This is a genomic window from Microbacterium sp. Marseille-Q6648 (assembly GCF_943181415.1).
Classification (GTDB): Bacteria; Actinomycetota; Actinomycetes; order Actinomycetales; family Microbacteriaceae; genus Microbacterium.
On the sequence record NZ_CALPBZ010000001.1, the window covers coordinates 1,076,174 to 1,089,924 of the forward strand.

A 13,751-nucleotide genomic window follows, 5' to 3' on the forward strand; every position below is an offset into this window, starting at 1 on the left:
GGTCACGCCAGACGAGAGGCGAGCTCGTCGATCTTGTCGGGGCGGAAGCCCGACCAGTGGTCTTCGTCGGTGATGACGACCGGCGCCTGCAGGTAGCCGAGTGCCTTCACCTGCTCGAGCGCGGCAGGGTCCTCCGACAGGTCGAGCACGTTGTACTCGATGCCCTTCGAGTCGAGCGCGCGGTACGTCGCGTTGCACTGAACGCAGGCTGGCTTCGTGTAGACCGTAATCGCCATATCGATCCGTTCTTCCCCTCATATCCGGTGAATCTCCGGTAGGCCCCCACCGGGAGTCCAATACTACATATGGGTGCCGACATTGGATAGCACCACAAGGGATAGTAGTTACATCCGTGTAGTTTTCCACCGTTGTCCTCAGGTACACCACAGGTTCTCCACCGATCCATCCACAGGATGAAACGCTCGAGAGCCCTCGGAAAATCCCTGGATCACCGGCGTTTCACCGCTACGGGTGAGATCCATCCACAGGTCGCACGCTACGACCACCCACCGACATCGGATTCGCCTGTGGAGAGCGGCTTGGGCGTGTCGCGCGCGTGTCGGCGAGGGGGCGCTCCCCGGTAGCGTTGATCCGTGGCGGGCTATCGGGATCTCTTGCGCACTCCGGGTGTCGGGCGCATCATGGCCGCGCAGCTGACGGCGCGCTTCCCCAACGGCATGACGAGCCTCGCCGTGCTCCTGCACATCGAGCAGAGCACCGGCTCGTACGGCGCGGCCGGGCTCGTCCTCGCCGCCACCTCGGTGGGTCAGGCTGTCGCGGGCCCGGTGACCAGCCGCTGGATGGGCGTGTGGGGCATGCGCAAGGTGCTCTCGGTGACGCTCGTGGTGTGCGCCATCGCCATCGCCACCCTCGCGCTGGCCGACCTCGTCCTTCCCGCCGCCGTGGCGCTGGGCCTGGTCGCAGGACTGTCGACCCCGCCGGTGCAGTCGGCGGTGCGCACCATCTATCCGAAGATGGTGAACTCCCGTCAGCTCACGCCGCTGTTCTCGCTCGATGCGTCGCTGCAGGAGATCATCTGGATCGCCGCCCCGGTGCTCATCACCTTCGTCGCCACGCAGATCGGCACCGTCGAGGCCCTGCTCGTCGTCGTCGTCATCCTCGTGGGCGGCGGCACGTGGTTCATCCTCTCCCCCGAAGTCGGACGCGTGCGCATCCCCCGCAGCCGCCGCCGTCTCGGACGCGTGCTCATGAAGCCGCCGGTCATCCTCGCCACCGTCATCGGCTTCCTCCTCATCGGCGCGTGCGCCGCCGTCGAGGCGGGTGTCGTCGCCACCTTCGGCCACGACGGCCTCGAGGCCGGGATCGTGCTGGCGGTGTTCGCCATCGGCAGCCTCGCCGGCGGACTCTCATTCGGGCACATCCCGATCGGGCCGTGGGCGATGGCACGCCGCCTCGCGATCGTTACGGTGGGCCTGTCGCTCACGATCGTGTCGCTGAACGTGTGGTGGCTGGGCGCCACCCTCGTCGTGGCCGGCATCGGCATCGCCCCCGCCCTGGCGGTGCTGTTCGCGATGACCTCCGTGAGCGTGAAGTTCAGCGAGACCGCCGAGGCCTACGGCTGGATCGGGACCGGGCAGCTCATCGGGGCCGCCGCCGGTTCCGCCGTCGCCGGCTTCCTCATCGATGGCGTGGGCCCTTCCGGGGCGTACGTCGCCGCGGCGATCTTCGCCGCCGCCGGTCTCGCGGTCTCGGTCGTGTTCGTGCGCGGCTTCCCCGATCTCCGCGGTCGCGATGCGAGTCCCCTCCCCGACACCGAGCCCGTCGCCACGATCACGTAGCACTCAGGCCCGTAGCGACTCAGGCGATGCGTCGCAGCATCTCCAGCACGGCCATCGCGTAGGCGTCGGCAGGCTCGGGATGCTCGAACACGAAGGTCTCCTCCCCTTCGTCCTCGCCCTCGCGCCGGCGCAGCACGATCTCGACCTCGTGCGTGTCGGCCAGTCGCCGCAGCCCGCGGAACGCGCCGCGCAGCAGCTCCCGCAGCTGGTGCTCGTGCGGCAGCCACAGGGCGTCCTCGAGCGCCACCGAGTCCAGCGCCCACTCCGTCGTCCCGTTGAAGGCGAGGATCCGGCCCGTGGGGTACTCCCGAGGCTCGACGGTCATCTCGCTGACGGTGAAGACGTCCGCGTCGAACTCGGGTTCGTCCAGTTGGAACCGGTCGCCCGATCGCGGGTGCCAGATGAGCCCCGCCTCCCGCAGGGCCAGGGCCAGTTCCGTCGAGATCATGCAGACCATCATGACGCGGATGCCGGGGCCCGGGGCCGCTTCTAGGCTGTCAGCATGCCTGCTCCGGTCTCACTCCCCCGTCAGTCGTGGGGCTCCCCCGACGCCGCCCGCCGCGCGCTGCTCGTGCACGGCCTCGGATCCAACGGCGCCCTCATGTGGCGCTACGGCGCGCACCTGGCCGACGCGGGCTGGCGCGCGGACGCCGTCGACCTGCGCGGCCACGGCACCGCGCCGCGGACACTGGATTACCGGATCGACGCGTACGCGGCCGACCTCGCCGCGCTCCGCGACCCCGCCGGACCGTGGGACCTCGTCGTCGCGCACTCCCTCGGTGCCGCCGCCGCCACCGTGACGGCCGCCGCCGACCCGGCGTGGACCCGACGGCTGGTGCTCATCGACCCCGCCCTCCACCTCCTCCCGCGCGACCGGGGCATCGTGCGACGCAGCCAGACGGCCGCCTTCGAGGATCCGACCCGCCGTGCCGTGCGCGCCGAGCATCCGGATTGGCACGAGGTGGACGTGGAGCTCAAAGCGCTCTCGGCCCAGCAGGCCAGTCGCTGGGCGGTCGAACAGACCAGCATCCAGAACCCCGAATGGGATGTGCGCGAGGCGGCATCCCGGCTCACCGTGCCGACGCACATCATCGGATCCGACCCGCGCGTGTACTCCATCTTCACCGGCGCCCTCGCCGAAGAGGTGCTGCAGAACTCCGCCGTCACGATGTCCGTCGTCGCGCGGGCGGGCCACTCCCCCCACCGCGACAAGCCCGAGGCAACGCTCGCCGCGCTGGATGCGGCGCTCACCCCGCTCGCACGCTAGCGTCGACGACGGGGGGCGCGCGCGCCCGGGGGTGGTGCGCGACGGCGCCGCTCGGCTACCCTCCGGTACCAGGTGCAAGGGGGGCCGGGATGGACCGGGCGACGGCATGGCTGGCCGTGGCTGCCGACGTGCTCGCACAGCAGAGCCACGCGGATGCCACGGACATACTCACCGCCGCGCTGATCGCACGCACGAACGCCGGACTGGTGTCGCGCATCAGGCTGAGCGCGACCGACCCCGACCGCATCGACATCTCCGTATCGGGGTGCATGTTCCAGCCGGGGCCCGCGTCGTGGCCCACCGCCGCGCAGGTGCGGGGCCACCCGATGGCCCGGTACCGGGCGGCCACCGGAGATGACACCGCGGTGCTCATGCCCGACGTGCTGGCTGCCGGCTGGGAGCTCGACCCCGCCAGCAAGGAGGTCATGCACGATCTGCGCATCAGCGACCAGCAGCTGTCGGTCCCGCTGAGCCGTGGTCGGGCCTACGACGGGTGGGTGCTGGTGGCCGAAGAGCGCTTCGGCGAACGCGAGGCGGACGAGGTCCGGGACAGCCAGCGCCTTCTGGCCGGGCTCGATGCCCATCTCCGGATCCTCGCCCGCACTCGCTCCCCAGTGCCCGACCCCGGCGCGCCGCGTCTCACCCCCCGTGAGCGCGTCGTGCTGACCCTCGCCGCGGAGGGCTGCACGGCCGAAGCCATGGCGCGACGGCTCGGGATCTCGGCCCGGACCGTGCACAAACACCAGGAGCACCTGTACCGCAAGCTCGGCGCCTGCGACCGATTGTCGGCGGTCCTCGCCGCGCAGCGACGGGGACTGCTCGACTGACGATGTCGATCAGGCCGGTGCGCAGCCCTCGAGCCGCTCCATCAGATCGATCGTGAGCATCATGAAGTCGTCCTCGGTGAGATAGCTGAACGGCTTCGGGGCCTTGCCCGCGTTGTAGAGCGCGCCGCCGCCGGTCACTGCGCGGCTGTGGATGAGCGGCTCCTGGGTGAGGCCGCGCTCCACCATGAACGCCGCCGCGGCGTCGTCGGCGACATAGCCGCATTCCTCCTGCAGCTCCGGCGGGATGAGGAAGGACTTGCCGAGTTCGCTGAGCGGCACCCAGGCGGTGCCCCCGGCGACGTGGTGGGCGTAAGCGGCCTCGGCCCACTCGTCCTTGTAGCAGTGGTGCGCCGATGCGGACGAGGCCACGAGGGTGAGCGCTGCGGTGGCGGCGATGAAGGAGCCGCCCAGTCCGAGAACGCGACGGGATGAGGTCATGACGGGTTCCTTTCGGTCGGCCGCTCCCACGGCGGCGCTGACATGAGCCCAGACTCCGGGAACAGTACCGCCGCGCGGAATACGCAGAGGTGCGTATCCGCCGACCGGCCCTCGGTTGGGCCGGGAACGGGGCGCGGTCCGCCCACGACGACCACAATGGGAGGATGCGCGATTTCGACCCGGCCGACCATGTGCCCGACGAGCTGCTCGAGCGGATCCGCGAGCGCGCTGCCGCGCACGACCGCGACAACACCTTCCCGCACGATGATCTGACCGAGCTCCGGGATGCCGGTTACCTCGGCCTCCTCGCCCCCACCGCCCTCGGCGGCGCGGGGCTGAGCCTGGCCGAGGCGGCCGAGGTGCAGCAGCGTCTGGCAGGAGCCGCACCGGCGACGGCGCTCGCGATCAACATGCACCTCGTGTGGACCGGGGTCGCGAAGGTGCTGGCCGACCGGGGCGACGAGGCGCTGCGTTTCGTGCACGAAGGGGCCGTGGCCGGCGAGCTGTTCGCCTTCGGCATCAGCGAGGCCGGGAACGACCTCGTCCTCTTCGGCAGCGACACCGACGCCGCCCCCCGCGACGACGGCTCGTACGCGTTCACGGGTACGAAGATCTTCACTTCCCTCGCCCCCGAATGGACGCAGCTCGGGCTGCACGGCCTCGACACCACCTCGCCCGATGCGCCGCGCATGGTCTACGCCTTCGTGGCGCGCAGTGACCAGATCGTCACCCGCGACGACTGGGACACCCTCGGCATGCGCGGAACGCAGTCGCGCACGACCGAACTGCACGGCGCGGTCGCACCCGCCGACCGGGTCGTGCGGCGCATCGAACCCGGGCCCACCCCCGATCCGCTGGTCTTCGGCATCTTCGCCGTCTTCGAGATCCTGCTCGCCGCCGTCTACACCGGCATCGCGCGCCGCGCGCTCGAGGTCGCCGTCGAGACGGCGGGCCGGCGGACGTCCAAGAAGACCGGCCTGACCTACAGCCAAGACCCCGACATCCGCTGGCGGGTCGCCGACATGGCCCTCGCCTACGACGCCCTGCCGCCCCAGATCGCCGCTCTCGCCCGCGATGTCGACGCGCAGGTCGACCACGGTCCCCGGTGGTTCTCGCTGCTGAGCGGGCTCAAGCACCGCGCGGTGACCGCCGCGAAGGCGGTCGTCGACGACGCCGTCCTGGTCGCGGGCGGATCGTCCTACTTCTCGTCGAGCGAGATCGGCCGCCTGTACCGCGACGTCCTGGCCGGGCAGTTCCACCCCTCCGACCCCGAGTCGGCGCACGCGACCGTCGCCGCGGCCTGGCTCGGCCCGCGAGAGGCGTAGGGCGCCCGCGATGACGCGCACTCCGACCGCACTGCTCAGCCCCGCCGATCAGGAGCGTCGCCGCGGACTGCGCGTGATGAAGGGCGTCGCGCTCGGCGCGCTGCTGTTCATGGCCGCGGTGTTCGCCGTGTCGTTCTCGCTGCAGCAGACGCTGCCGTGGGCCGCGTACGTGCGCGCGGCGGCCGAGGGCGGCATGGTGGGCGCGCTCGCGGACTGGTTCGCCGTGACCGCGCTGTTCCGGCATCCGCTGGGCATACCCGTCCCGCACACGGCGATCATTCCGCGACGCAAGGACGAGATCGGCCGCAACCTCGGCGAGTTCGTCGAGACCGAGTTCCTGCGAGGCGACGTCGTGCGCGCCAAGCTCGAGGCGACGCCCATCGCCGAGCGGCTGGGCGCGTGGCTGGTCACCCCCGCGAATGCGGAGCGGGTGGTCGGCGAGGGCTCCGCGGTCGCGGTGGGCGTGCTGCGCGCGCTCAGCGACGACGACGTGCGCGACATCATCGAGGGACTCGCCCGCGAGCACCTGATCGACCCCGAGTGGGGGCCGCCGCTCGGGGCCTGGCTCTCGCGCATCCTCGAGTCCGAGGCTCATCACGGCGCGGTCGACCTCGGCTTCGACTCGCTGAGCGCCTGGCTGACCGCGAACCGCGCGTCGTTCGCCGGGCTCGTGTCGCGCCGCCTGCCCGCGTGGGTGCCCTCGATCGCCGCCCGTCTCGTCGACGACACCGTCTACACCGAGGCGGTGCGCTTCGTGGCGGCGGTGCGGGCCGACCCCCGGCATCCGGCCCGCGGCGCGATCGACGGGTACCTCGACCGCCTCGCCGAGAACCTGCAGCACGACCCGGTCACGATCGGGCGCTTCGAAGACGCGAAGGTCGCCGTGTTCGACAGCCCGCGCGTGCGCGAACTCGCCTCGGCTGCCTGGCACACCGCCAAGGCCGGGCTGCTGGCCGCCCTCGAGGACGACGACAGCGCCCTGCGCCGCCGCGCGGTGGTCGCCGTCACCGAGGTGGGCGAGCGACTCATGACGGATGCCGCGCTGCAGCGCCGCGTCGAGGGATGGGTGGTGGATGCCGCCGTCTTCCTGGTCGAGCGCTATCGACACGACATTGCCTCGATCATCGTCGACACCGTCGAACGGTGGGATCCCGAGGAGACGACCGAGAAGATCGAGCTGATGGTGGGCCGCGACCTGCAGTACATCCGGCTCAACGGCACGATCGTCGGCGCGCTCGCCGGCGTCACCATCTACGCGATCGCCCACGCGCTGCTCGGCTGACACACTCCGTCACGATGCGACAACGCCCTTACGGGCGGCCGCGCCGGCGGCGTACCCTGAGCGCGTGGGTGGGGACTCTGCGACGGCGCTGCTGTTCAGCTACGGATCGCTGCGCGATCCCGAGGTGCAGCGCGGGACGTTCGGACGCGTGGTGCGGACCGAGGGCGACGTGCTGCCCGGGTACACCGTCGACTACGCCGAGGTCGAGGACCACCGTGAGATCGACGACGCCACCCCCCGCATCGTGCCGGTCGTCCGGGAGACCGGCAGCAGCCTCGACAAGGTGGTGGGCAGCGTCCTGCATCTCGACGAGGACGAGCTCGACGCGTGCGACGAGTACCAGGCCTCGCTCTACCGGCGCGCCCGGGTCGTGCTGGCCAGCGGCCGCGCCGCGTGGGTGTATCTCGACGGGTGAGCGCTGGCACCGTGCGGGATCCGGGAGCGCGCGATAACGTCAGGGCGTGACCCTCTCGCACGATCCGCTGTGGCCGCGCGCCGGTGACTGGCCGCCCCTCGACGGCATCGCCGAGGCGGTGGACGCGGTTCTCGTCGGGGTGCCGGCGTGGCGGACGTCGCTGTCGCCGACGGGCGCGCACGAGACTCCGGCCGCGGTACGCCAGGCGCTGCGGCGGTACAGTCCGACACTCATGGGTCCACGGACGCTGGACCTCACCGAGGTGCTGCAGGTGGCGGACGCCGGCGACATCGCCGAGCCGGACGGCCCCGATGGGGAGCGCCGCGTGTCGGAGCGCGTCGCCGAGCTGATCGCCCGCGCGGAACTCGTGATCGCGGTCGGCGGCGACAACTCGATCACGTCCTCCGTCGCCCGCGGTGCCGGATCCCACGGCCTCATCACGATCGACGCGCATTTCGATCTGCGGGACGGCGTCTCCAACGGCTCCCCCGTGCGGCGTCTCGTCGACGACGGCGTCATCGATCCGGCGCGGATCGTCCAGCTCGGGATAGCCGACTTCGCCAACTCCGCCGCGTATGCCGAGCGTGCGCACGAGTACGGGATCACCGTCGTGACCCTCGACGAGCTCCGCCGCCGGGATGCCGCCGGCGTCGTCGCCGAGGCGCTGGCCGTGGCGGGCGACGGCGGAGGCCCTATACATCTCGACATCGACGTGGACGCGTGCGACCGCTCCGTGGCTCCGGGGTGCCCGGCATCGGTGCCGGGAGGCCTCGCCGCACACGAGCTGCGGGGCCTCGTGCGGGCCCTTGCCGCAGACCCGCGGGTGTCCTCGGCGGATGTCGTCGAAGTCGATGCCACCGCCGATTCCCCCGACGGGCGGACCGTGCGGCTCGCCGCCCTCTGCGTCCTCGAACTCCTCGCCGGAAAGGCCCTGAACCGATGATCCGACTGGCTCTCGTGCGGCACGCCAAGTCCGACTGGGGCGATCCCGCCCTCGACGACCACGACCGGCCGCTGAACGACCGCGGTCGGCGGGACGCACCGGTCATGGCCGAACGGCTCGCGCAGGCGGGCTTCCGGCCCGAGGTGATCCTCTCGAGCTCGGCAGTGCGTGCGCGAACCACCGCGGCGGTGTTCGGCGAGCGCCTCGGCGTCGACGTCGACATCGAGCCGAAGCTGTACGGCGCGAGCGCTCCGACGCTGCTCGCCCACGCCGCCGACGCTGCGGTGCCGTCAGTGCTGCTCGTCGCCCACGACCCGGGGATGAGCGTGCTGGCCGGGCGGCTGTCGCGCGACCGCATCGAGCACATGCCGACGTGCGCCGTCGCCACCTTCCACTGGGATGAGGACGACTGGTCGCTCATCGACGCCGTCGATCCCGTGGAGTGGACCTTCGACACGCCCCGCTGAGGCGGGCCGACCACGGTTGCGGGGGTCGGCGGGCGCATAACTCCTGCACCTTGCGGGGGTCGGGGCACCGGCATCCGCGGAATCACGGGCTTCCTGCAGGCCGCCACCGAGCGCACTGCAGGAGTTATGCGCCGCCAGCGCGCCCGACCCGCAGCCCGGGAAGTTCGCGCGCCGCCACCCGACGACCGCCGACGGCTCGCAGTCGGTGGCGCATAACTCCTGCACCTTGCGGGGGTCGGGGCACCGGCATCCGCGGAATCACGGGCTTCGGGCAGGCTGCGACCCCACACCCTGCAGGAGTTATGCGCCGCCGGAGCGCCCCACCCGCAGCCCGGCGCGGGCACGCCCGGCGGTCAGACCTCGTCGCCGGCGAGGTAGACGCGCTCGATGAGCGGCACGCCGGGCCGGTAGGCCAGGTGGGTGCGACTCGGGGCTTTCAGCTGCACGAGGTCGGCACGCTTCCCCGGGGCGATCACGCCGATGTCGTCGCGACGCAGGGCGCGGGCGCCTCCGGCCGTCGCCGCCCACACCGCCTCGGCGGTGGTCATGCCCATCTCGCGGACGGCGAGCGCGATCATGAGGGGCATCGAACTGGTGAAGCTCGATCCGGGATTGCAGTCGCTCGCCAGCGCCACCGTCACACCCGCGTCGAGCAGGCGCCGCGCGCTCGGATACGGCTGCCGCGTGCTGAACTCCACGCCCGGCAGCAGCGTCGCAACGGTGTCGGACGCGGCGAGCGCCTCCACGTCTTCGTCGCCGAAGTGGGTGCAGTGATCCACGGATGCCGCACCCGCGGCCACGGCAAGACGGACGCCCTCGCCGGGTCCCAACTGGTTCCCGTGCACGCGTGGGAGCAAGCCGGCGGCGATCCCGGCCTCGAGTACCCGACGCGACTGCTCGGACGTGAACGCGCCGCGCTCGCAGAACACGTCGATCCAGCGTGCGTGCGGCGCGCACGCCTCGAGCATCTCGCCGCACACGAGGTCGACGTAGCGGTCGGGGTGGCCGGCGTACTCCTCGGGGACGACGTGAGCGCCGAGGAAGGTGACCTCCTCGGTGACCTCCGCCGCGAGCGCGGCCGCCCGTGACTCGTCGGCGACGGTCAGCCCGTAGCCGGTCTTGATCTCGAACGTCGTCGTGCCCTGGGCGCGCAGCTCGACGACGAAACCGGCCAGTCGCGCGCGGAGTTCGTCTGTCGACGCCGCGCGGGTCGCTGCCACGGTGCGGCGTATTCCGCCGGCGGCATAGGGCGTGCCGGCCATGCGGGCTTCGAACTCGTCCGCGCGGTCGCCGCCGAACACGAGGTGCGTGTGGCTGTCGACGAATCCGGGTATCTCCGCCGCGCCGCCCGCGCTCACGACCCGCACCCCCGGCATCCGCACCCCCGCGCCCCGCCCCCGTCCCCGGCCCCGGCCCCGTCGCCGCCCCGGTCCCGGTCCGTCCCCGGCCCGGCCCCGGTCCCGGCCTCGCCCCCGGTCCGCGAGGTACACCTGGGGGACGAGAGGTCGAGGCGCCTCTCGGCGACCGGATGTACTCTCGCGGTCAGGCTGACCACCGTCACGCGCGGCCGCACCGGCGGCGAGGGCCTGCGAGGACGGGCCGACCCACGAGATGCGGCCGTCGATCACCAGCACGGCGGCGTCGTGGAGGGTGCCGCAGGGGTCGCCCGGTGCGGCGACGTTCGTCGTCAGCTCGCCGATGTCGGTGATGAGCAGGGGCGCGGCGCTCACAGCATCGGCACCTTCAGTCCGCGTTCGCGGGCGACCTCGCGTGCCCGGTCGTATCCGGCGTCGACGTGGCGCATGACTCCGGTGCCGGGGTCGTTGGTGAGCACGCGCGCGAGCTTCTCAGCCGCAAGCGGCGTGCCGTCGGCCACGGTCACCTGGCCCGCGTGGATGGAGCGGCCGATCCCGACGCCGCCGCCGTGGTGGATCGACACCCACGACGCCCCGGACGCGGTGTTCAGCAGCGCGTTCAGCAGCGGCCAGTCGGCGATGGCGTCCGAACCGTCGGCCATCGCCTCGGTCTCGCGGTAGGGCGAGGCCACCGAGCCGGCGTCGAGGTGGTCGCGGCCGATCACGATGGGCCCGGCCAGTTCGCCCGACGCCACCATCTCGTTGAACCTCAGCCCCGCGAGATGGCGCTCCTGGTAGCCGAGCCAGCAGATCCGCGCCGGAAGCCCCTCGAAATGCACGGTGTCGCCCGCCTTGTCGAGCCACCGGACGAGCCCGGCGTCGTCGGGGAAGAGCCCGCGCACGGCACGGTCGGTCTTGCGGATGTCCTCCGGGTCGCCCGACAGCGCCACCCACCGGAACGGGCCGCGCCCCTCCTCGAACTGCGGCCGGATGTACGCCGGCACGAAGCCCGGAAACTCGAACGCCCGCTCGCACCCGCCCATCAGGGCTTCGGCCCGCAGCGAGTTCCCGTAGTCGAAGACGGCCGCACCGGCATCCTGGAAACCCACCATCGCCTCGACGTGCGCCGCCATCGACGTACGGGCGCGGGCGGTGAACCCCTCGGGGTCGCGCTCGGCTTCGGACCGCCACTGTTCGACGGCGACCTCGGCCGGCAGATAGGCGAGCGGGTCGTGCGCGCTCGTCTGGTCGGTGACGATGTCGATCGGGATGCCGCGTGCGAGCAGCTCCGGAAACACCACAGCCGCATTCCCGACGACCCCTACCGACCGCGGCGTCGCAGCCGCCTTGGCCTCGAGCACGCGCACGACGGCCTCGTCGAGGTCCGTCGTGTACTCGTCGAGGTAGCCGTGCTCGACGCGCCGGCGCAGACGCGACTCGTCGACGTCGACGATCAGCACCGCGCCCCCGTTGAGGGTCACGGCGAGGGGCTGCGCGCCGCCCATCCCCCCGCAGCCGCCGGTCAGGGTCAGCGTTCCCGCGAGGTCCTCGCGGCCGAGCGAGCGCGCCACGGCGGCGAAGGTCTCGTACGTGCCCTGCAGGATGCCCTGCGTGCCGATGTAGATCCACGAGCCGGCTGTCATCTGCCCGTACATCGTGAGCCCGAGCTGCTCGAGGCGACGGAACTCGGGCCACGTCGCCCAGTCCCCCACGAGGTTCGAGTTGGCGATCAGCACGCGCGGCGCCCACTCGTGCGTCCGGAACACCCCGACGGGCTTGCCCGACTGCACAAGCAGGGTCTCGTCCGGCTCGAGTTCGTCGAGGGTGCGCACGATCGCGTCGTAGGCCTCCCACGACCGCGCCGCCTTGCCCGTGCCGCCGTACACGACGAGGTCTTCCGGGTGCTCGGCGACCTCGGGATCGAGGTTGTTCATGAGCATGCGCTTGGCGGCCTCGGCGCCCCAGCTCTTGGCCGTGCGCTCCGCGCCGCGCGGGGCGCGGATGAGGCGAGAGACGGGGGCGGTGGTCATCGGTGTCCTCCTTCATATCCGGCGTCATCGCCGGCGATACCCGCGGCCTCGGCCACGGCTCCTGACAGCACCAGCGCGGTGACCGCCTCGATGTCGGTCGAGACGACGCGGTCGGGCCCGGGGCCCTCGGCCACGGTGCGGACGAGGTCGCGCACCGCCCCGGTGGCAGGACCCGCCGGCAGCGTAGCGCGCAGGTCGAGCGCGCGCGCCGCCGTCAGCACCTCGATCGCCACGACCCGTGCGAGCCCGTCGACGGCGCGCCGCAGCTTGCGCGCCGCAGCCCACCCCATCGACACGTGGTCCTCCTGCATCGCGCTCGACGGGATCGAATCGACGGATGCCGGAACGGCCAGTCGCTTCAGCTCCGACACGATCCCGGCGGCGGCGTACTGGGCGATCATGAGTCCCGAGTCCACGCCGACCTCGTGCGCCAGGAACGGCGGGAGGCCGTTGCTGCGCGCAGGGTCGAGGGCCCGGTCGGTGCGTCGCTCCGAGATGGAGGCGACGTCGGCGACAGCGATCGCGAGGAAGTCGAGCACGTACGCGACGGGCGCGCCGTGGAAGTTGCCGTTGGACTCCACCCGTCCGTCGAGTGTGATCACGGGGTTGTCGACGGCCGAGGCCAGTTCGCGTTCGGCGACCGTGTGCGCGTGGGCCCACGTGTCACGCGCGGCGCCGTGGACCTGCGGCGCGCAGCGCAGGGAGTACGCGTCCTGCACGCGCGTGCACTCCGGGCCCTTGTGACTGGCGACGATCGGCGAATCCGCGATGAGCCGCCGCAGGTGCGCCGCCGACACGGCCTGTCCGGTCTGGGGGCGAAGCGTCATGAGATCTGCCGCGAACACAGCGTCGGTGCCCAGCTGCGCCTCGATCGACATGGCCGCGGCGACGTCTGCCGTGTCGAACAGCCGCGCGAGATCGTGGAGGGCGAGTAGCAGCATCCCGAGCATGCCGTCGGTGCCGTTGATGAGGGCGAGGCCCTCCTTCTCGCGCAGCCCGAGAGGCTCGATGCCGGCGGCCGAGAGCGCGTCCGCGGCATCCTGCTCCGAGAGGTCGACGACGACGCGACCCTCGCCCATCGCCGCCAACCCAACGTGCGAGAGCGGCGCGAGGTCGCCCGAGCAGCCGAGCGAGCCGTACTCGCGCACGACCGGGGTGATGCCGGCGTTGAGCATCGCCGCGTAGGTCTCGGCGACGACGGGCCGGATGCCGGTGCGGCCGGTCATGAGGGTCTGCAGTCGCAGCAGCTGCAGTGCGCGGACGACCTCGCGCTCGACAGGTGCCCCGGTGCCCGCGGCGTGCGAGCGGATGAGGCTCGCCTGCAGCTGCGCGCGGCGCTCGGGGGCGATGAATGTGGTCGCGAGCGCGCCGAAGCCGGTCGAGATGCCGTAGTGCGGCTGAGGGTCGTCGGCGAGTGCCTCCACGAGTGCGCGCGTCTCGGCCACGCGCCGCAGCGCGGCGGGGTCGAGCTCGACCCGGGCGTCGTGCCGGGCGATCGCGACGACGTCTCGCATCGTCAGCGGCGCGGCGCCGACCACGACGGCACCTCCGGTGCGGGGCAGGGTGGGGCTCGCGACGCGGGACATGCGTCGATTCCACACCC

The 13,751-nt window shown here is 72.1% G+C and carries 14 protein-coding genes; 8 read left to right on the forward strand and 6 right to left on the reverse strand.

The window, feature by feature from the left end; all coding sequences use genetic code 11:
- Positions 1-2 precede the first annotated feature (2 nt).
- Positions 3-236 carry a glutaredoxin-like protein NrdH gene (gene nrdH, locus NFR93_RS05145; RefSeq protein WP_251450563.1) on the reverse strand — a complete coding sequence of 78 codons (234 nt, stop codon included), beginning with the start codon at positions 234-236 and terminating at the stop codon, positions 3-5.
- A gap of 357 nt (positions 237-593) precedes the next feature.
- Here nrdH and NFR93_RS05150 point away from each other — a divergent pair, with 357 nt between their 5' ends.
- Entirely contained in the window at positions 594-1,799 is a 1,206-nt protein-coding gene (locus tag NFR93_RS05150) for an MFS transporter (RefSeq protein WP_251450565.1), read from the forward strand.
- A 19-nt stretch (positions 1,800-1,818) separates the two neighbouring features.
- Here the strand turns inward: NFR93_RS05150 and NFR93_RS05155 are convergent, their stop codons facing one another.
- Positions 1,819-2,247 (reverse strand): pilus assembly protein CpaE, encoded by a 429-nt coding sequence (locus tag NFR93_RS05155; RefSeq protein ID WP_251450567.1) that lies wholly within the window; start codon positions 2,245-2,247, stop codon positions 1,819-1,821.
- A gap of 54 nt (positions 2,248-2,301) precedes the next feature.
- Here NFR93_RS05155 and NFR93_RS05160 point away from each other — a divergent pair, with 54 nt between their 5' ends.
- Together NFR93_RS05160 and NFR93_RS05165 are read left to right on the forward strand one after the other, a co-directional pair.
- The gene (locus NFR93_RS05160) at positions 2,302-3,066 is read left to right on the forward strand and encodes an alpha/beta fold hydrolase (RefSeq protein ID WP_251450569.1); all 765 of its coding nucleotides are present in this window, start codon (positions 2,302-2,304) and stop codon (positions 3,064-3,066) included.
- An 89-nt stretch (positions 3,067-3,155) separates the two neighbouring features.
- On the forward strand, positions 3,156-3,893 hold the full coding sequence (locus NFR93_RS05165) for a helix-turn-helix transcriptional regulator (protein ID WP_251450571.1): 738 nt from the start codon (positions 3,156-3,158) through the stop codon (positions 3,891-3,893).
- Between the two features lie 9 nt (positions 3,894-3,902).
- Here the strand turns inward: NFR93_RS05165 and NFR93_RS05170 are convergent, their stop codons facing one another.
- The gene (locus NFR93_RS05170) at positions 3,903-4,331 is read right to left on the reverse strand and encodes a hypothetical protein (protein WP_251450573.1); all 429 of its coding nucleotides are present in this window, start codon (positions 4,329-4,331) and stop codon (positions 3,903-3,905) included.
- A 164-nt stretch (positions 4,332-4,495) separates the two neighbouring features.
- On the opposite strand from NFR93_RS05170, the gene NFR93_RS05175 reads away from it, so the two are divergent.
- From NFR93_RS05175 to NFR93_RS05195, 5 genes are all read left to right on the forward strand, one after another.
- On the forward strand, positions 4,496-5,656 hold the full coding sequence (locus NFR93_RS05175; protein WP_251450575.1) for an acyl-CoA dehydrogenase family protein: 1,161 nt from the start codon (positions 4,496-4,498) through the stop codon (positions 5,654-5,656).
- 10 nt (positions 5,657-5,666) lie between these two features.
- The gene (locus NFR93_RS05180) at positions 5,667-6,938 is read left to right on the forward strand and encodes a DUF445 domain-containing protein (protein ID WP_251450577.1); all 1,272 of its coding nucleotides are present in this window, start codon (positions 5,667-5,669) and stop codon (positions 6,936-6,938) included.
- A 64-nt stretch (positions 6,939-7,002) separates the two neighbouring features.
- On the forward strand, positions 7,003-7,353 hold the full coding sequence (locus NFR93_RS05185; RefSeq protein WP_251450579.1) for a gamma-glutamylcyclotransferase family protein: 351 nt from the start codon (positions 7,003-7,005) through the stop codon (positions 7,351-7,353).
- A gap of 46 nt (positions 7,354-7,399) precedes the next feature.
- Complete coding sequence (locus tag NFR93_RS05190) at positions 7,400-8,296, forward strand: agmatinase family protein (RefSeq protein ID WP_251450581.1); 897 nt, start codon at positions 7,400-7,402, stop codon at positions 8,294-8,296.
- The gene (locus NFR93_RS05195; protein WP_251450583.1) at positions 8,293-8,763 is read left to right on the forward strand and encodes a SixA phosphatase family protein; all 471 of its coding nucleotides are present in this window, start codon (positions 8,293-8,295) and stop codon (positions 8,761-8,763) included. The genes NFR93_RS05190 and NFR93_RS05195 overlap by 4 nt, the downstream gene beginning before the upstream one ends.
- A 353-nt stretch (positions 8,764-9,116) precedes the next feature.
- Here the strand turns inward: NFR93_RS05195 and hutI are convergent, their stop codons facing one another.
- Genes hutI through hutH form a run of 3 tightly spaced genes read right to left on the reverse strand, consistent with a single transcriptional unit; the run spans position 9,117 to position 13,734 of the window.
- Positions 9,117-10,493, reverse strand: a complete 1,377-nt coding sequence (gene hutI, locus NFR93_RS05200; RefSeq protein ID WP_251450584.1) for an imidazolonepropionase — start codon at positions 10,491-10,493, stop codon at positions 9,117-9,119.
- On the reverse strand, positions 10,490-12,148 hold the full coding sequence (gene hutU, locus NFR93_RS05205; RefSeq protein WP_251450586.1) for a urocanate hydratase: 1,659 nt from the start codon (positions 12,146-12,148) through the stop codon (positions 10,490-10,492). The genes hutI and hutU overlap by 4 nt, the downstream gene beginning before the upstream one ends.
- A complete protein-coding gene (gene hutH, locus NFR93_RS05210; protein ID WP_251450587.1) occupies positions 12,145-13,734 on the reverse strand; it encodes a histidine ammonia-lyase in 1,590 nt (529 codons plus the stop codon). Before hutH ends, hutU begins: the two co-directional genes overlap by 4 nt.
- Positions 13,735-13,751: the final 17 nt, after the last annotated feature.